Origin of the sequence: Nitrospirillum guaranorum (genome assembly GCF_034653275.1) — a bacterium.
GTDB lineage: Bacteria > Pseudomonadota > Alphaproteobacteria > Azospirillales > Azospirillaceae > Nitrospirillum.
The window spans coordinates 671391-689822 of record NZ_JAYEES010000001.1; the positions used below are offsets into that span (position 1 = coordinate 671391).

16 protein-coding genes are annotated in these 18432 nt (G+C 68.2%); 9 read left to right on the top strand and 7 right to left on the bottom strand.

The window, feature by feature from the left end; all coding sequences use genetic code 11:
* Nucleotides 1–55: 55 nt before the first annotated feature.
* From UAJ10_RS02645 to UAJ10_RS02660, 4 genes are all read right to left on the bottom strand, one after another.
* The gene (locus tag UAJ10_RS02645) at nucleotides 56–1024 is read right to left on the bottom strand and encodes a PDR/VanB family oxidoreductase (RefSeq protein ID WP_322913816.1); all 969 of its coding nucleotides are present in this window, start codon (nucleotides 1022–1024) and stop codon (nucleotides 56–58) included.
* Between the two features lie 10 nt (nucleotides 1025–1034).
* Nucleotides 1035–1826 carry a 4,5-DOPA-extradiol-dioxygenase gene (ygiD, locus tag UAJ10_RS02650; RefSeq protein WP_322913817.1) on the bottom strand — a complete coding sequence of 264 codons (792 nt, stop codon included), beginning with the start codon at nucleotides 1824–1826 and terminating at the stop codon, nucleotides 1035–1037.
* A gap of 148 nt (nucleotides 1827–1974) precedes the next feature.
* Nucleotides 1975–3162, bottom strand: coding sequence for an aromatic ring-hydroxylating oxygenase subunit alpha (locus tag UAJ10_RS02655; protein WP_322913818.1), 1188 nt, complete (start codon nucleotides 3160–3162; stop codon nucleotides 1975–1977).
* A gap of 103 nt (nucleotides 3163–3265) precedes the next feature.
* Nucleotides 3266–4345 (bottom strand): acetamidase/formamidase family protein, encoded by a 1080-nt coding sequence (locus UAJ10_RS02660; RefSeq protein ID WP_322913819.1) that lies wholly within the window; start codon nucleotides 4343–4345, stop codon nucleotides 3266–3268.
* 276 nt (nucleotides 4346–4621) lie between these two features.
* Here UAJ10_RS02660 and UAJ10_RS02665 point away from each other — a divergent pair, with 276 nt between their 5' ends.
* From UAJ10_RS02665 to UAJ10_RS02700, 8 genes are all read left to right on the top strand, one after another.
* Nucleotides 4622–5923: a zinc-binding metallopeptidase family protein gene (locus tag UAJ10_RS02665; protein WP_322913820.1), complete on the top strand. Its 1302-nt coding sequence runs from the start codon at nucleotides 4622–4624 to the stop codon at nucleotides 5921–5923.
* Nucleotides 5920–7317 carry an amidohydrolase family protein gene (locus UAJ10_RS02670; protein ID WP_322913821.1) on the top strand — a complete coding sequence of 466 codons (1398 nt, stop codon included), beginning with the start codon at nucleotides 5920–5922 and terminating at the stop codon, nucleotides 7315–7317. The genes UAJ10_RS02665 and UAJ10_RS02670 overlap by 4 nt, the downstream gene beginning before the upstream one ends.
* A gap of 187 nt (nucleotides 7318–7504) precedes the next feature.
* A complete protein-coding gene (locus UAJ10_RS02675) occupies nucleotides 7505–8191 on the top strand; it encodes an MFS transporter (protein WP_322913822.1) in 687 nt (228 codons plus the stop codon).
* Nucleotides 8192–8199: 8 nt separating this feature from the next.
* Complete coding sequence (locus UAJ10_RS02680) at nucleotides 8200–8784, top strand: MFS transporter (protein ID WP_322914491.1); 585 nt, start codon at nucleotides 8200–8202, stop codon at nucleotides 8782–8784.
* Between the two features lie 252 nt (nucleotides 8785–9036).
* The gene (locus UAJ10_RS02685; protein WP_322913823.1) at nucleotides 9037–11340 is read left to right on the top strand and encodes a TonB-dependent receptor; all 2304 of its coding nucleotides are present in this window, start codon (nucleotides 9037–9039) and stop codon (nucleotides 11338–11340) included.
* Nucleotides 11341–11358: 18 nt separating this feature from the next.
* Nucleotides 11359–12483, top strand: coding sequence for an LLM class flavin-dependent oxidoreductase (locus UAJ10_RS02690; RefSeq protein ID WP_322913824.1), 1125 nt, complete (start codon nucleotides 11359–11361; stop codon nucleotides 12481–12483).
* Nucleotides 12484–12487: 4 nt separating this feature from the next.
* Nucleotides 12488–13318 carry a TauD/TfdA dioxygenase family protein gene (locus UAJ10_RS02695; protein WP_322913825.1) on the top strand — a complete coding sequence of 277 codons (831 nt, stop codon included), beginning with the start codon at nucleotides 12488–12490 and terminating at the stop codon, nucleotides 13316–13318.
* Entirely contained in the window at nucleotides 13318–14046 is a 729-nt protein-coding gene (locus UAJ10_RS02700; RefSeq protein WP_322913826.1) for a cysteine hydrolase family protein, read from the top strand. Before UAJ10_RS02695 ends, UAJ10_RS02700 begins: the two co-directional genes overlap by 1 nt.
* Before the next feature lie 74 nt (nucleotides 14047–14120).
* Here UAJ10_RS02700 and UAJ10_RS02705 read toward each other — a convergent pair whose 3' ends face one another.
* Together UAJ10_RS02705 and UAJ10_RS02710 are read right to left on the bottom strand one after the other, a co-directional pair.
* Nucleotides 14121–14999, bottom strand: a complete 879-nt coding sequence (locus tag UAJ10_RS02705) for an oxidoreductase (protein ID WP_322913827.1) — start codon at nucleotides 14997–14999, stop codon at nucleotides 14121–14123.
* 171 nt (nucleotides 15000–15170) lie between these two features.
* Complete coding sequence (locus tag UAJ10_RS02710) at nucleotides 15171–16028, bottom strand: TauD/TfdA dioxygenase family protein (RefSeq protein WP_322913828.1); 858 nt, start codon at nucleotides 16026–16028, stop codon at nucleotides 15171–15173.
* A 215-nt stretch (nucleotides 16029–16243) separates the two neighbouring features.
* On the opposite strand from UAJ10_RS02710, the gene wrbA reads away from it, so the two are divergent.
* Nucleotides 16244–16846 carry an NAD(P)H:quinone oxidoreductase gene (wrbA, locus tag UAJ10_RS02715; RefSeq protein ID WP_322913829.1) on the top strand — a complete coding sequence of 201 codons (603 nt, stop codon included), beginning with the start codon at nucleotides 16244–16246 and terminating at the stop codon, nucleotides 16844–16846.
* Nucleotides 16847–16914: 68 nt separating this feature from the next.
* Here wrbA and UAJ10_RS02720 read toward each other — a convergent pair whose 3' ends face one another.
* Entirely contained in the window at nucleotides 16915–18180 is a 1266-nt protein-coding gene (locus UAJ10_RS02720) for an MFS transporter (RefSeq protein ID WP_322913830.1), read from the bottom strand.
* Between the last annotated feature and the right edge of the window lie 252 nt (nucleotides 18181–18432).

The following is an 18432-nucleotide window of genomic DNA, read 5'->3' on the forward strand; positions in this document are numbered from 1 at the left end:
GTTTGGCATCGCGGCGATTTCAAATGGTCGGCGATTGGGGCTGGCTTGGGCGCCCTTAAAGGTCCACCACCAGCATTTCGCTGACCGCGCGGGAACAGCAGGGGGTGAACAGGCGGTTGGCCTTATGCTCCGCCTCCGTCAGGACGCAGTCGCGATGTTCCGGCGTGCCGTCCAGCACGCCAGTGATGCAGGCGCCGCACACCCCTTCGGCGCAGGAAATGGGCAGTTCCACATTGGCGCCGGCCAGGGCCTCGGCCGCCGTCTGGTCCGCCATGACGGGGATAACGGCACCGGTGGAGCGCAGGCGCAGCAGGAAAGGGCGGTTGGCCCCGGCATTCGCCCCGGCATCGGCGGCGAAACGCTCCAAATGGACATGGCTTTCCGGCCAGCCCAGCCCCTGGGCGGTGGCGGTCGCCGCATCCAGCAGCGTTGCGGGGCCGCAGAGGTAGAGATGGCGGCCGGGTGCCGGCGGGCCGATCAGCCGGGCCAGGTCGGGCCGTCCCGTTTCCGCCGTCACGTGCAGGTGCAGGTTCTCCGGCCCCACCGCCTGGCGGGTGGCATCCAGCAAGGCGGCCCGGTCGCGCCGGCGCACCACGTAATGCAGCGTGACGCCGCCATCCCCCGCCAGGTGGGACGCCATGGACAGCAGGGGCGTGATGCCGATGCCACCGGCGATCATGACGTGCGCGGTCGCCCCCGCCGCCAGGGTGAACAGGGCGCGGGGTCGGCGGATGCGCACGGTGTCGCCCGCCGCGATCGCGTCGCACAGGGTGCGCGATCCGCCACGGCCGTCGGCCTCCCGCTGCACGGCGATGCCATAGCGGTGGGTGTCGGCCGGCGCGCTGTATAGGGAGTACTGGCGCGTCAGGCCGGTGCCATCCACCGCCACGTCGATGTGCGCGCCAGGCTGGAAGGCGGGCAGGGGGCCGCCCGCCGGGTCGGCCAGGTCGAACAGGAAGACGTCGCCGCCGTCCCGCACCTTGGCGGTGACGCGCACGGGGAACCAGTCATCGGCGCCGGTCATCGTGCCCCCCTCAGGCGGCCAGGTCGCCGAAGGCGACGCTCAGCATGCTGAGCGAGCCGTGTTCCACCCGGTCGTTGACCAGGGTCACGGCATCGCCCGGCTGGCGGGTGCCCAGCACGTAGAGGAAGGGCAGGAAATGGTCGGGCGACGGGATGCTGGCGGCCGCGTCCGGCCCCGCCTTCTGGAAGTCGATCATGGGCTGGGGCGTGTCGCTGGCGATGCACCGCTTCACCAGGTCGTTGAAGCGGGCCGCCCAGGGATAGGGCGGGGTGCTGGGGTCCCAGTTCATGCGCCCCAGGTTGTGCACCACGTTGCCGGTGCCGACGATCAACACGCCCTCGTCGCGCAGGGCCGCCAGTTTCCGACCCACCTCGAAATGGTGGGCGGCCGGCTGGGTCCCGTCCATGCTCAGCTGCACCACCGGGATGTCGGCCTTGGGGAAGGCCTTCACCAGCACCGACCAGGTGCCGTGGTCCAGGCCCCACTTCTGGTCCTGGATCACCGCCAGGGGGGCCAGCACCTCCGCCACGCGCTGGGCCAGGGCCGGGCTGCCCGGCGCCGGATAGCGGACATCGAACAGGGCCTGGGGAAAGGCGCCGAAATCATGGATGGTGGGCGGCCGCTCCATGGCCGTCACCGCCGTGCCCCGGGTGTACCAGTGGGCGGAGATGACCAGGATGGCTTTGGGCCGTCCCAGCCGGGTGCCGAGACGCACCCATTCCCGGGTGCAGACGTTGTCCTCCAGGGCGTTCATGGGGCTGCCATGGCCGAAGAAGATGGTGGGCAGGCGGTTGGTGGTCATCTTTTTAGTCCCTCAGGCGGCGGGAGCCGGCGTCCGCCGGCTTGCCTTGTCCTCGATTTCCGGTCCGCTGACGCTTCCCCGAAATCTCCGGCGGCCGCGGTCGCGGCCTGGCGGCACGGGGGCGCGCCTCGCGCCGCGCTTGTAAGGTTCAGGCGGCGGGCTTGGTGCGGGCCCAGGTCTCCTGGTAGCGGCGCACCAGCCAGCCGTTGAATTCCCGCTGCGCCTGTTCCTGCCAGGAATAGCGGCCGCGGATGGCGTGGCGGGAGCGCAGGCCCACCTGCACCATCTCGTCCACATGCAGATCCTGGGCGATGATGGCGGCGGTGGAATGCTTGTTCATCGCCAGCTTGTCGTCGAACAGCGGGTCCTCCAGCGCGCCCGGCGCCACCAGATAGCCCTGGTCCATCAGGTGCGTCTCCGCCCCATCCGCCCGCAGGATCAGATAGATGATCATGTCGCTGGTGATGACCAGGGATAATGTGGGCGGCACGTTGACGAACAGCATGCGGTTGCGCTCCGCTTCCCCCAGCGCGGGGAAGACCGGCAGGATGGCCTTCTGCGTGGGGTTGAAGCTGGCGTCGGCGTGCAGGGTGCCGTTGGTGCGGTAATAGCCCGCCGTGTCGGCCGGCAGGTCGTCGGGGAAGGCCGCCAGGCGCGAGGGCACGAAGTCATGCAGGGCGCCGCCGTGCAGGCGGTTGGCGTGATAGCCGTCGTTGTTGTTCTCGAACATCACCTTCCAGTTCCATGGGAACTTGATGTTGCGATCGGGGGCCGGGCCGTTCAGCGTCGCCATGGAATAGGGGGCCATCACCCCCTCCAGCGCCGTCAGCCGGGGGGCCAAGGCGGGGGCGTCCAGGTCGAAGTTGATGAAGATGAAGCCGTGCCAGACTTCGACCTTGAACTGGGGAAGCTTGATGTCCTTCTTGTCGAAGTTACAGGTCTTTTCCATGGCTGGCGCGCCGATCAGCTGGCCGTCCAGCCCATAGGACCAGTGGTGGTAGGGGCAGAGGAAGGCCCGGGTGTTGCCCTGGCCCTCCGCCACCAGCATGGCCCGGTGCTGGCAGACGCTGGACATGGCGCGGATCACGCCGTCGCGGCCGCGCGCCACCACGATGGGTTCGTCGATGATGCTGGTGGTGAAGTAGTCGCCGGCCTCCTTCACCCAGGATTCTCGGCCCACGCACAGCCATTCGTGATTGAACAGCGCCTCTTTCTCGAACTCATAGAATTCGCGGTCGGTGTAGCACAACGGCGGCAAGGTCTCCGCCGCCTCCACGCCCAGGGCCGAACTGTCCAGGCCTTTGAAAAAGGCGTCATTCAGGAAAGAGTGCTTCATCGTTTGAACCCCCACGCCATGCCCCTCGGGCCTTTGGGGCGCCCCGGGCTCCGCCGCCCGGGCGCCGCGCCCGCGGCCCCTCGTTTGTGTGATTGTCGCGGCCTCAGTCCCCGCGCGGCGGGAACACGCCGCGGGGAATGCGCACATGGATGCCCTGGGTTCCGTCCACCACCTGGGTGACGCCGAAGTCGGCCGCGATGCTCATCAGCGAATAGGCGTCGTCGCGGCTGAGGTTCTGCTGCTCGGTCAGCAGCTTCAGCATGTCGACCGAGGCGTTGCGCATGGCCACGTTCAGGTCGGGATCGAAGCCGTGGACGATCCAGCAGTCCGGCGTTTCCAACAGCGGGGACGGGAAGCGGAAATCCTTGCGCAGGAAGACCTGGAACAGGACGTTCAGCGAGGCCTCGATGGCGGTGCCGCTCAGTTCGCCGTCACCTTGCGAGACGTGCGGGTCGCCGATGGAGAACAGCGCGCCGTCGACCTGGACGGGATAATACATCGTGGCGCCGGCGCCGATGCGCCAGTTGTCGATGTTGCCGCCGTGCAGGCCCGGCGGGATGGTGCTGACCCGGCCGGCCACGTCCGGCGCCACGCCGGCCGTGCCCAGATGGGGGCGTACCGGCACCCGCACGCCGGGCAGGGCCTTCTGCCGGTCGCATTCCGGGCAGTTGGTGATCTTGCCCGGCACATCGTAGCGGCCGGGAAAATCGTAGGCGTAGAGGGCGTGGGCCTGCTGGCTCATGGCGTCGATCTCATAGATAGTCACCCGCTCCTTCTCCCCCATCTCCTTGAACAGGTGGCCCCAGTTGGCCGCCAGGTTGGAACCGTAGCGGGTGCGCGGCGTCATCTTCAGGTAGTGGACCTCCAGCATGTCGCCGGGCTTGGCGCCCTCGACATGGATGGGGCCGGTCATGATGTGGACGCCCGGGTTGCGGTCGGCCTCGGGGATTTCCTTGAAGATGCGGGCCACCGCCTCATCCATCATCAGGTCCGGGGCGTCGCCGGCATGGTGGGTGATGGCCTCCGCCTGGATGATGTCGCCGCTCTTGACCGTCAGGGCCGGCGCCTGGTCGGGGGTGAAATAGCCCCAGTGCACGGTGCGCGGCGTGGCCGGCAGCAGGTGCAGCGTCGGCCGGATCTTGTGCCGTTCCGCCGCAGCGGCGCGATCCAATTGAACGGTCATGGGTCCCCCTGGTTCAAGCGTCCGGGCGGCCCCGCTGGGGACGCCCTCATGGGGAAAACCTTAGGGCCGCCCGATGCGGCGATCTTGCCTGCACGCGCATGGCCGCTTTCGCCAGCACGCCGCCGCCGTCCCATGGTTCCGCCCGGGCAAGCTTTCATGCGTTAATCGGCAAGAGCGGGGGGAACGGGGCCGCCTATGATCCCCCTCGACAGCACCCGCGCGCAACGGCGGGGCCAAGCAACGCATCCAAGCAACGCATGGGGCAGGGGATAGGGTATGACGATGCATGACGCCGCGTTGGCGGTTTCCGATGAAGAGGCCGCCGCCATCACCAAGGCCATCGACCGGGATGAGCTGGTGAAACTGGTGCTGGACCTGTGCGGCATCCCCTCGCCCATGCGCCAGGAGCGGCAGGCCGGCGAGTTCGTCCACGGCTGGATGGCGGAAAACGGCTTCGCCCCCCGCAAGGCCGGGCTGCTGGAGCATCGCTTCAACGTCATTGGCACCTATGGCGGCAAGGGCGACGGCCCCAACCTGCTGTTCACCAGCCACCTGGACACCGAAAGCCCGTTTTATGATGAGACGGACCAGTACACCTATCGCCCGGAAACGGTGGCGGATCCCCAGTGGCTGGGCGCCTGGCTGGAGGGGGAGACCTTTTTCGGCCACGCCGTGGGCAACGACCGCGGCCCCATGGCCTGCTTCCTGATGGCGGCCAAGGCCCTGAAGAAGGCCGGCATCGATCTCAGCGGCCTCATATACCTGACGGCCTGCCCGGGTGAGATCGGGCCGGAACCGGCGGAGGAGAGGGGCGGCGTCGATTATCTGGGCAAGGAACTGGGCGCCTGCTACCTGATGTCCCACGGCGGGGTGGCGCCGGACTACGTCATCTCGGCCGAGGGCACGGACTTCGGCGTCAACTGGACGGCCTGCGGCTATGCCGATTTCCGCGTCACGATTTATGGCCAGGGGGTGTTCACGCCGCTGCTGACCCATCCCGAGGCGCTGGCCGACCATCCCAGCCCCCTGGTCAAGGTGGCGCCGGCCATCGAGATCATCCAGCGCTGGGCGCGGGAGTATGAGGTGAAGCACCGGTTCGAGGGGCCCGGCGGCACCGCCGTGCCCAAGGTGCAGATCGGCGCCATCCGGGGCGGCACGCCGCAGGCCATGGGGGCGGCGAGCGAGGTGTGCAACGTCTATGTCCAGGTGGCGCTGACCCCGGTGCAGACCATCGCCGCCGTGGACCGCGACCTGAAGCGCGCCTTCCGCGAGGCGGGCTTCGGTGACGTCAAAATCCAACCCTACACCGTGCGCCATGGCTTCACCGCCGACCCGGACGCGGTGCGACCGCTGCAAATGGCTTTGGACCATGCCCATGGCCGGGTGCGCGGGGGGGCGCAGCCCATCAGCGATTCCGTCTATTCCAGCATGTGGCGCGACCACAACGTCTTCAACATGAACCGCATCCCGTCCGTGACCATGGGACCGCGCCGCTGGCGGCCCAGCATCGACGACCTGGTGGATTGCACGCGCCTGTACGCCATGGCGGCGCTGGCGTTGTGCGGCCGGGCGCCGTGACAGGGGCCACCGTCCCCGCGTCGACGGCGCCCGATCTGCTGGTGCTGGGCGGCGACGTCGTCACCATGGATGCCAACCGCACGGTCTGGCGCCAGGGCGGGGTGGCCATCGCGGGTGGCGGGATCATCGCCGTGGACAAGGCCGAGGCGCTGCAGGCCCGTTGGCCGGCGGCGCCGGTGCTGGAGGCCGGGGGCGGCCTCATCACGCCGGGCCTGGTCAACGCGCACCAGCATCTGACGGGGGACCCGCTGGTGCGCAGCCTGATCCCCGACCGGCAGTCGTCGGATGAGTCCATCTTCGGCTGGGCGGTGCCCATCCACGGCGCGCACACCGCCGATGATGATGAGCTGTCGGCCACGCTGACCGCTGTGGAATCCCTGAAATACGGCACCACCACGGTGGTGGAGGCCGGCACCGTGGCCCATCCCTTCCGCGTGGCCGCCGGCCTGGCCCATGTCGGGATCCGGGCGGCGGTGGGCTGCTGGGGCTGGGACGTGGCCGACGCCCCCCACGCGGCACCCACGCGGGAGGTGCTGGCCCGCCAGGCGGCCGTGCTGGACGGCCTGCCGAAAGGCGGCTTGGTGGAGGGGTGGGTGACCCTGGTGGGGCATGACCTCGCCAGCGATGCCCTGCTGGGCGAGGCCGCCGACCTCGCGCGGCGGCGGGGCGTGGGCATGACCATGCACATCTCCCCCACCGAGGCCGATGTGGCGGCCTATCTGCGCCGGTCAGGGCGGCGGCCGCTGCTGCACTTGGCCGACCTGGGCGTGCTGGGCCCGCACCTGCTGCTGTCGCATGCCGTCTGGCTGGACGATGCCGAGATGGACGCCCTGCTGGCCAGCGACACGGCGGTGGCCTACTGCCCCTGGGCCTATCTGCGCCTGGCCCAGGGAGTCAGCCGGGCCGGACGCCATGCGGAAATGGTGTTGCGCGGCGGGCGGGTGGCGCTGGGCTGCGACGCGCCCAACGCCGGCGACCTGCCGGACATCCACCGGGCTGCCGCCCTGGCCGCCGGCCTGGCGCGGGACATGAGCCTGGACGCCCATCGTTTCGGGGCCGATACGGCCTTCGCGCTGGCCACCATCGATGGGGCGCGGGCCATAGGCATGGCCGACCGCATCGGCTCGCTGGAGGTGGGCAAGCGGGCCGACCTGGTGGTGCATGATCCCCATTCCGCCCCCTTCCTGGTGGCGGGCGATCCCGCCCTGCACCTGGTGTGGGGCACGGACGGCCGCTCCGTCCGCGACGTGGTGGTCGACGGCCGTGTCGTCGTGCGGGACGGCCGCTGCGTGAGCGTGGATGAGGACGCCCTCCGGCGAGAGGCGCGCGCCTCCCAGGCCGCGCTGCTGGCCCGCGCCGGCCTGACCCCGCGCCCGGCATGGCCGGTACGCTGAGTTGGTTAATTATTGAGCATTTTTAATATCGCTGTTTTTTTAGGCGATAGAACCGTTAACTGTGCCTATCATCACAGTGGGCGGACGTTTTCGGCATGAATTTGTTCGCCTGTTGGCAAGCGCGGCGACCGCATCGGCTGATAGCGTTTCGGTGATGACTTACACCCATAAGCCCGGGAGTTTCCTGATGCGGCGAGAGTGGTTGGTCTTGGCGGCGGTGTCGTTGAGCTTCTTTTTCCTCAACGCCGCGACGTTCGCCTCGCTGGGCGTGGTGCTCTACACCATGGTCGGCGAGTTGCACTGGTCCTTCAAAGCGGCCGGTTTCAGCTTCTCCCTGCTGGGCATCGCCTGCGGCCTGTCCAGCGTCTTCCCCACCACGCTGATGAAGCGCATCGGCCCCCGCTACACCATGGCCCTGGGGGGGCTGGTGCTGGTGGCGGCGTACATGCTGGCCTCGTATACCCATGGCCTGGTGGCCTTCTACGCGGCCATGCTGTTGCTGGGCCTGGGCTATTCGCTGACCGGCAACGTGCCGGCCATCTACGCCATCGCCTGCTGGTTCCCGCGCCGCTCGGCCCGCATGATCGGCCTCTACCTCATGATCGGCGCCTTCGGCGGCGTGGTGGGCCCCCCCTGGCCCGCGCCATCGTCGCGTTCAGCGCGGACTGGCGCGTCTATTGGATGGAGATGGCCGGCGTCGCCGTGGCCGTCACCCTGGTCAACCTGCTCTGCCTGCGCGACCGCGCCATCGAGGCCGAGGCGCCCGCCGGTGCCGAGGGCGCGCCCGTCAGTGCGGCCGAGGCCACGGGGATCGGCTGGACCTACCGCAGCGCCATCGCCACGCCGCAGTTCCTGGCCGTGGCCGCCTCCATGACCATGACCATGGCCTGTGTCACCACCATCAACAGCGTGGCGCTGAACCATCTGGGCATTCTGGGCGTGGCGCCCGACACGGCGGCCTTCGCGCTGGCCGCCATGGCCCTGGTCATGACGGTGGCGAAGGGCGTCGCCGGGCCCCTGTGCGAGATCATGTCCACCCGGCGGCTGCTGGTCCTGGGCCTGGCGCTGCAGGTTGTGGGCATCGCCCTGTTCGCCCACGCCGGCACCCTGGTTGGCATCGGCGCCTTCGCCCTGGCCTTCGGCGTCGGCTGGGGCGTGGCCTACCTGGCCGCCAGCGTCCTGCTGCTGGAATATTTCGGCAAGGACATCGGGTCCCAGGTGCTGGGCATGGTGTGGACCATCACCACCGTGGCGGCGGCGGGGCCGGTGGCGGCCGGCGCCATCGCCGACCAGCTCGGCACCTTCGCCCCCATCTTCTACCTGTACGCCGTACTGATGGTGGCGGCCATCGTGCCCTTGACGCTGCTGGGGCGGCCGGTGCTGGCCGGCGCCGGCCCTTTCGCCCGGCGCCCGGCCGTGCCGGATGACGGGACCCAGGGCGCGGTCGCCCAAGTGCCCGCGAGCTGAACACGTTCAAAGAATAACAACATTAAATCCGGCGATATGGGCGCCGCCCGTGGCAAAGGCTGCGGGTGGCGCCCACGCGTCTGGCGATAAAGATAAAATAATGGACTGTGGCAGGGGTGCATGGTGGGTATGGGGAATGGTGAATTCAGGCAAATTCCCGGGCGTCCTATAACAAGAATACTTCGCGGGATGCCCGCATGCTTGTCCTCAAGACGATGCACATCGTCATCTACCAAAGAATGGGGGTCGGGCATGTTGAGAGATGTGAAGCTGCGCTATTGGCAGGGGGTGCTGGCGGCCGCGATGATGACGGCCGCCTCCGCCTATGCCCAAACCCCGCCGGCCCCGGCGGACGCCCCGGCCGGCGCCGCCGATGGTGAGTTGGACGCGCTGGAACCCATCATCGTCACGGCGGAAAAGCGCCAGGTCGACCTGCAGAAGGCCGCGCTGTCCGTCACCGCCGTTTCCGCCGACACGCTGGAAAAGGGCAACGTCACCGGGCCGCTGGGCCTGAACGGCTATGTCCCGGGCTTGCAGATCACCCCCAGCGGCGGGTCCGAGGTCATCGTCTCCATCCGCGGCGTGGGTTCGCAGACGCCGGAGAACTTCTTCACGCAGCCGGGCGTCTCCTTCCACATCGACAACGTCTACATTCCCAACAACATCGCGCTAAACCTGGGCTTCCTGGACGTCGATCATGTCGAGGTGCTACGCGGGCCGCAGGGCACCGTGTTCGGGCAAAGCTCCACCGGCGGCGCCATCAACGTCATCAGCAAACAGCCGGAGCTGGGCAAGCTGTCCGGCGACGCCACCGCCACCTTCGGCAACTACAGCTACGCCATGGGCAAGGCCGCGCTGAACGTGCCGGTGGGCGACACGGCCGCCATCCGCGCCGTGGTGCAGAAGACCAGCCACGACGGCTATTCCACCGCCACGGGCGTGCCCGGCGGCTATGACCTGGATGACGCCAACAACGTGAACTACAAGCTGTCGGGCCTGTGGCAGCCGACCGACAACCTGACCATCACCCTGACGGGCCAGCATTTTGACGACGACCACCATGGGTCCGCGCTCAAGGCGCTGGACGACCCCAACAGCGACCCGCGCCAGGTGTCCCAGGACTATCCGGCCAAGTTCAAGCTGGCCATGGATGTCGACACGCTGACGGTCAACTACTCCCTGCCGTTCGCCAACCTGAAGTCCATCAGCAGCTATCAGTACATGGATGCCAAGCAGTCGTTCGACAGCGACCGCAGCACCGTGGCGCTGTTCGGCGGCTATGACACCGTGGCGGCCTGGAACACCAAGAGCCGCGCGGTCATGGAGGAGGTGACGCTCAGCTCCAACCCCGGGACCGACCTGGATTGGATCGCCGGCGTCTTCTACATGCACTCCCACAGCAGCCAGTACGTGGTGGAATACAAGGGCACCAACGGCAGCGACCCGACGCCGGTGCTGCCCACCAACACCTCGCCCGCCGCCCTGCCGGCCAACCTCAGCTATGAGAACCTGTCGTCGGTGGACCGCGACAGCGTGGCGCCCTTCGTGCAGGCGACCTATCACCTGACCGACCGGCTGCGCCTCACCGGCGGCGTGCGCTACAATGTCGACCAGTATGACGGCTGGGGCTCCGACTATTACGGCAAGCCGTCGCCCCGCTCCACCAACGTCTACGCCCTGACCGGCAAGGCCGAGACCGATTTCGACCTGACGCCGGACAACATGGTCTACGCCAGCTGGTCGCGCGGCTATAAGCCCGGCGGCGTCAACACCGGCACCACCAGCGCCATGGTCGTGTCCGGCAGTTATGACAAGGAGACGGTGGACAGCTTCGAACTGGGGTCCAAGAACCGCTTCCTGGCCAACCACCTGAACGTCAACCTGTCCGCCTTCTACTCCAAGTACAACAACATGCAGTACATCGAGGAGGATCCGGTGCCCTACAGCGGTGGCATCGGCAACATCCCCCAGGTGAACATGTGGGGTGCGGAGGTCGAGGCCAAGTACCGCCTGCTGGACAACCGCCTGGAACTGGGCGCCAACCTGACCCTGATGGACGGCGAGATCCCCGACAGCTATCTGGCGTTGGACCGTCGCCTGGCCGACGCCGCCGCCGCCAAGGCCGTGGCCGCCGGCATCACCTATCCCTACAGCGCGCAGTGGTTCGCCATCAGGGCTGCCCAGTCCATCAACGTCAAGGGCAACACCCCGCCCGACATGCCGGGTGCCGCCGGCGGGGTCAACGCCAGCTGGCAGCAAACCCTGGGCGCATACGGTACCCTGGTGTCGCGGGCCGAGCTGCTGTTCCGCAGCGACTACCAGGCGCGGGTGTTCAACGAGGCCGGGACCGATCACGTGCCGTCGTACAGCCAGGTGAACCTGTTCTTCGAATACGTGCCGGAAAGCGGCCCGTGGCGGGCCACCTTCACCGTCACCAACCTGCTGGACCGGGCCGGCGTCTCCGGGCGCTACACCGACCCCTACGGCAGCGGCGTGGTCAGCAACCAGTACATTCCGCCGCGCCAGATGCTGTTCAGCGTCAATTACTCGTTCTAAGGGAGGCCTGGTTCCATCATGACGCAGACGACCGAACTGAAGCGCGCGCCCTTGCCCTCCGACGCGGGGGGCAAGGACCTGGGCATCTTCCTGCCCATCGCCAACGGCGGCTGGATCCTGTCCTCCTCCGCCCCGCGCATCGACGGCTCCTACGCCTATAACCGCCAGGTGGCCCAGCTGGCCGACGGCGCCGGCTATGACTTCATCATGGCCATGGCCAAGTGGCGCGGCTACGGCGGCGCGACCGAGCATTGGCGCTATGCCATGGAAAGCCAGATGATGATGGCGGGCCTGGCGGAGGTGACGAAGGAGGTCAAGGTGTGGGCCACCGTCCACACCCTGCTGCAGAATCCGGCCGTGACCGCCAAGATGATCATGACCCTGGACCACATCAGCCAGGGCCGCGCCGGCCTGAACGTCGTCAACGGCTCGTACAAGGGCGAGTTCGAGCAGATGGGCGCCTGGCGGGACGAGCTGGACCATGACGAGCGCTACACCTTCGCCGAGGAATGGGTGCACGCCATCAAGCGGCTGTGGACCGAGGACACGGTCGATTACCAGGGCAAGTACGTGACCCTGACCGACTGCCAGTCCGATCCCAAGCCGTTCTCGCGGCCCTTCCTGGTCTGCGCCGGATCCAGCAAGCGGGGCATGGCCTTCACCATCAATGAGATGGATGCCATCTTCCTGTCCGGTTCCAGCAAGGAAGAGCTGGCCAAGAACAGCGGCATGGCCAAGGCCATGGCGAAAGAGGCCGGCCGCGCCATCAAGACCTATTCCATGATGACCCTGGTGCTGGGCGACACGGACGCGGAGGCCGAGGCGCTGGCCGCCCGGTACGTCGAGGGCTTCGACGAGGGCGCCTGGCGCGGCATGATGAAGGCCTACGGCTTCCTGGACGTGGAGATCGGCCGCCAGAACGACTTCACCACCAAGGCCAAGTCCGGCTTCATGTCCAGCCACCTGGTGGGCGCGCCCGGGACGATCGCCGCCAAGCTGATCGACATGCTGGGCGGCTGCGACCTGGATGGCATGATGCTGATCTTCCCCGACTACATCACCGGTGTGCCGCGCTTCGCCCAAGAGGTGCTGCCGGCCATCCGTGAGGCTTTCCCCAGCGGCGTTTCGACAGGCAAGGTGTGACGCCATGGACAACGGCATCCGCGAGTATCAGAGCTTCCGTGTGAAACCCAGCGCCGTGGCGCTGGGGGCCGAACTGCTGGGCATCGACCTGTCGCAGCCGCTGACGGACCTGCAGGTGGCGGAGGTGAAGGACGCCTTCGCCCGTTACCAGGTCATCTTTTTCCGCGACCAGCAGGCCCTGACGCACGAGGCGCACAAGGCCTTCGGCCGGCACTTCGGTCGCCTCGCCATCCATTCCGCCGTGGCCGGCATCGACGGCCATCCGGAGATCGTGGCCATCCACGCCGACGCCAATTCCAAGTACGTGGCGGGGGAGAACTGGCACTCCGACCTCAGTTGCGACGCGGAGCCGCCGCTGGGCAGCATCCTCTACATCCACACGCTGCCGCCGGTGGGGGGCGATACCTGCTTCTCCAGCATGTATGCCGCCTACGACGCGCTGTCGGACCGCATGAAGGCCTATCTGGACGGCCTGACGGCGGTGCATGACGCCAACCCCGTCTATCACGCGCTGTTCAAGGATTACGACAAGCGCTACCCCTGCAACAGCCACCCGGTGGTGCGCACCCACCCGGTGACGGGGCGCAAGTGCCTGTTCGTGAACTCCTCCTACACCACCCGCATCGAGGGCGTGCCGGAGGAGGAGAGCCGGGCCGTGCTGGGCCTGCTGTTCGACCATGTGAAGAACCCGAACTTCCAGATCCGCTTCCGCTGGGAACCCCATTCGGTGGCCTTCTGGGACAACCGCGCCGTGCAGCATCTGGCCGTCTGGGATTATTTCCCCAACGTCCGCTCCGGCTTCCGCGTCACCGTCGCCGGGGACAGGCCCTACTGATGCCCACCATCTTGAAAGAGGGCGTCCCGACTGAGGGCGTCCCAACCGGGCCCGTGACCGTCACCCTGACGCTGGACCCGCCGGTGCCGGCGGCGGCGCTGCCGCCCATGATTCGGCCGGATCGCACGGCCCTGCTGATCATCGATCCGCAAGTGGACTTCATCGCGCCCGAGGGCGCCATCGGCCAGGCAGGCCTGGATCTGGGCGTTGTCGAGCCGACGCTGGACCGCATCCGCCCGCTGCTGGCCGCCGCCCGCGCCGCCGGCGTGCCGCCCGTCTTCATCCGCGTCATCACCCGGCCGGAAACGGATGGCGTGGCCCTGAAAGCCCTTTATGAGCGGCGGGGCTGGCCGGCTGAGGCGGTGGGCATCTGCCGCGCCGGCACCCCTGGCGCCGATTATCACGGCGTGGCGCCGCGGCCGGGCGAGATGGAGGTGGAGAAGGTGCTGTTCTCCGCTTTCGCCGGCACGGATTTCGAGGCGCGGCTGAGGGCCCAGGGCATCGACACCCTGGTCGTCTGCGGCTTCACCACCGAATGCTGTGTCGACTGCACCGTGCGCGACGCCTTCCATCGCGACTTCCACGTCTTCATCGTGGCCGACGCCTGCGCCGCCTATGAGCCGGCCTTGCACTGGGGCGCCCTGCACGCCCTGTCGAAGAACTGCGCCCTGCTGGTGGAAAGCGGGGACGTGGCGGCGGCCTGGGACAGGGCGCGCGTCGACGCGTGACTCAATCCCCCTGAATAGGGTGCTGGCGCCCCGCCGCGTTCCGATGCGAACGCGGCGGGGCGCCATCGTTGGTGTCACGCCACGAAATCAGTGTCCACCGACACGGCGCGCCAGGCCTCGATGTCGGCCAGCTGGCGGGTCAGCTTCATCGTCGCATAACCCACGGCATCCTCACCCAGCAGCAGGCGCAGGGGTGGCGTTTCCGCGTCCAGGGCCTTCAGGATGGCGAGCGCCGCGCGGGCGGGATCGCCGCGCTCCTGTCCGGCGTGGCTGGCCAGGATGCGCTTGCACTCCCCCACGGTGGCGTCGTAGTCGGCGGCCAGGTCGGGGCGGTCGGTGTCCGCCTCGCTGCGCTTGCGCGAGCGGCCGGCGAAGTCGGTGCGGAAGCCGCCAGGCTCCACCATCGTCACCTTGATGCCCAGGGGCGCCACCTCCTGCGCCAGGGTTTCGGTGATGCCCTCCAGCGCGAACTTGCTGCCGGAATAGAGGCCCAGGCTGGGCCAGCCCACCAAGCCGGAGACGGAGGTGATGTTGACGATGTGCCCGGACCGGCGGCCGCGCATGAAGGGCAGCACGGCCTGCATCATGGCCAGCGCGCCGAAGACGTTGACCTCGAACTGGGCGCGGGCGTCGGCCAGGCTGGTTTCCTCCACGCCGCCCACCAGGCCATAGCCGGCGTTGTTGACCAGGATATCAATGCCGCCCCCACCCAGACAGCCGCTGTCGGCCTCCACCGCCGCGGCCACGCGGTGCGCCGCCGTCTCGTCCGTCACGTCCAGGATGGGCGCGCGGGCCAAGTCCGGCGCCAGGGCGCGGAAGGCGTCGGCATCGGCCTCGCTCCGCACGGTGCCCCAAACCCGCTCGCCCCGGTCCAGCGCCGCTTGGGCCAGTGCCCGGCCGAAGCCCGAACTGACGCCGGTGATCAGCCAAGTGCGCGGTCTTGTCGTCGTCATCAAACGCCCCATCGGTAAAAAAGTGGCCGTGGAATCATGCCCACGGCCAGTCTTAGGAGATCGAACCATCCTGAACCGCAGGCCGGCGACCGCCGGCCCCGGAGTGAGCACCGCAGGGCGGAACGAGGATAGCCACGGCCAAGGACGTGGCCGCCCGGCGATTAAGGCAATTTAGAAAGGCCGGTCGCCCTTCACCCACATGCGGTGCATCAGGCGGGTGTACTTCTTGTCGTCGTACAGGGTGCCGGTGTGCAGGGTGCAGCGGTTATCCCAGATGAGGATGTCGCCCACCTGCCAATTGTGGGCGTGGACGAAACGGTCCTGGGTCACGAATTCCACCAGCTCGTCCAGCAGTTCCAGCCCCTGCGGGTTAGGCATGCCCACCACCTCCTTCACCGTGCCGGTGCTGACCCACAGGGCCTTGCGCCCGTCGGCGGGGTGGGTGCGGATCAGGGGGTGGATGACGTCCGGGTTCTCCGCCTTCAGTTCCGGGCTCAACTGGTCCACCCGCAGGTACTGCCGGCTGGTCATGAAGTATTCGTAGCTGTGATGCAACCGCAGCCCGTCCAGCTGGGCCCGCCGTTCCTCGGGCAGGGCGTCGTAGGCGGCGCACAGGTCGGCCAGCAGGGTGTCCGACCCCTCGGCCGGCACTTCCACCGCGTACAGCATGGTGCACATCACCGGCTCGGCCTTGTACGAATAGTCGGTGTGCCAGCCCACGCCGTCGTTGTGGGCGCCGATGGGCTTACCGTCCACCACCTTGTTGGACAGGATGTAGACCTCGGGGTGTTCGGGCAGGGTGAACTGCTTCTGGGTGTGGCCCTCCAGCGGGCCGAAGCGGCCCAGGAAGGCCTTCAGGCCGGCGGGGTCCAAATCCTGGCCGCGCAGCAGGATGGCGCCGTGGCGGTGGAAGGCCTCCACCACCTGGCCCACTTCCTCAGGCGATGCCGTCTTCAGATCCACATCCAGAATTTCCGCGCCGAAACCGGGCTTCAGGGGGCGCGTGCGCAGGGCTTCGAGGGTTTCCACTAACCTCTCCTCACTACTCCTGTCTCGCGGACCGTCCGATGGGGATGTCCCAGCATCCACGACACCAGGTCCGTCGCGAGTGTGAGGGTAGGGAAGGCCATCCGGCCCGTCTTGTCCAGAACTGCCCGGGGACTTGCCTCAGGCGGCCCATGCCTTGGCGGGCCATGGGCCCCGTGGCATATGCCGGCCACCTATAACCCGCCTGGAGACTGACGATGGCGAAGATCCTTGTCCTTTACTATTCCACCTGGGGCCACATCGAGAAGATGGCCTACGCCGTGGCCGACGGCGCCAAGTCCGTGGCCGGCACCGAGGTGGTGGTGAAGCGCGTGCCGGAACTGATGCCGCGCGACGTGGCGGAAAAGGCCTATGCCAAGCTGGACCAGGAGGCGCCGATCGCCGCCCCGGAAGAGCTGGCGGACTATGACGCCATCATTTTCGGCACGCCCACCCGCTTCGGCATGATGGCGGCCCAAATGCGCAACTTCCTGGACCAGACGGGCGGCCTGTGGGCCCAGGGCAAGCTGATCGGCAAGATCGGCAGCGTCTTCGCCTCCACCGCCACCCAGCACGGCGGCCAGGAAAGCACCCTGCTGTCCTTCCACACCAGCCTGCTGCACCACGGCATGGTGGTGGTGGGCGTGCCCTATGCCGAGCCCCGCCTGGGTGAACTGGGCGCGGTGCAGGGCGGCACGCCCTACGGCGCCACCACGCTGTCGGCCAGCGACGGCTCCCGCCAGCCGTCCGAAGCCGAGTTGGGCATCGCCAGCTTCCAGGGCGCCCATGTCGCCAAGCTGGCGGCCAAGCTGTTCGGCTGAGGCGCGCGCCGGAACGGAAAAAGGCGGGATCGCTTCCCGCCTTTTTTCATGGATATGGCTGGGCCGGCTCAGTCCGCCAGCGGCTTGTCATGCGCTGGCAGGAAGAGGAAGGCGGCGGTGGCGGCCAGCATCAAGCCCTGGATGAGGTGCAGCGCCGGGTCGTAGGACCGATAGGCGTCGAAGATGCCGTTCATGGCGAAAGGGATCAGCCCCATGCCGACATTGATGCCGCCGTACAGCACGCCGGCGATGGCGCCATAGCTGCGGAAGCCGAAATAGCGCGACACCAGGAAGGGCAGGGCGCTGTACTCCGCGCCCAGGCCCAATCCCATCATGACCCCGGCCGCCACCAGCCACGGCATGCTGGGCCCGTATTGCAGCAGCAGCAGGCCGCCCAGGCCCATCAGGTAGAAAGGCACCAGGATCAGGGGCGTGGCGATGCGGTCCAGCACCAGGCCCATCAGCCATTGCGCCACGGCGCACACCAGGGCGAAGACGGTCACCACCGCCACCCCGTCGGCCAGGGCGAAGCCCCGCTCCGTCAGTACCGGCACGACGTTGGTGAACATCGCCGTCATGCAGGCCGCGCACAGGCCGATGGCCAGGGCCGTGATCCAGAAGGCGCGGGTGCGGACCGCCTGGCGCAGGCTCAGGTCCTTGGCCGGGGCCGTCACTTTTTCCGCCGGCACGGGCCCCGCGTCCCGCACGCCGCCGGGCGGCGGATCGCGCAAATACCGCAGCAGAATGGGGAAGCCAATGGCCCCCACCATCAGCGCCATGCCCTGATAGGTCACCCGCCAGTCGAAACGCGACAACAGCAGGCCGCCGATGATGGGGATGACCGTGGCGCCCAGGCCATTGCCCACGCCGCCGGCGAAGCCCAGCGCCGCCCCGCGCCCCCGGTCAAACCAGCCCGACACCGCCTTGCTGTAGGTCATGGGCGAGGCGAAGGCGGCGGCGATGTCGGCCAGTAGGAACAGGCCGTAGAACGGCAGCACCCGGGCTGGCGCCAAGGAGAACAGGCCCAGCGCCACCGCGAACGACAGGCTGCCCATCAGGATCAGGCGGCGCGGGCCGTAGCGGTCGATCAGCGGCCCGGTGGCGAAGGCCATCGCCGCCGCGCACAGCGCGGCCAAGCCCAGCACACCCGAGACCTGCGCGCGGGGCCAGCCGAATTCCTGGGAAATGGGGATCAGCACCATGCCGAACACGGTGTACAGCACCGGCGTGGCGCTCATGAAATTGCCCATGGTGGCGGCGAACAGGACGCGGGCCTGGGCCGGCGTCATGCGCGCGGCCGGAACAGGCGCCGCCACGGGGCCGAGGACGGTCATGGCGCTATTCCCCTCTATGAAGGGTGCCGACATCGGCACCGTCCAGGGTCCGATAGGACCCATTGCCCAAGGTCCCGGCGGGACCCAACTGCCCGTCGCATCTTCATTGGCTCGGCTTGGGTGGCAGGGCCTATGCGTTGCGGTGCAGCATATCAAACGCCGCCCGCCGATCTTGATCAGGGGCGCCCGGGCATTTGCTTGAGGGGAATGAGGCGGGGTGGGAAGCGGCCGGCGGTGGCGACGGCCGCTTCC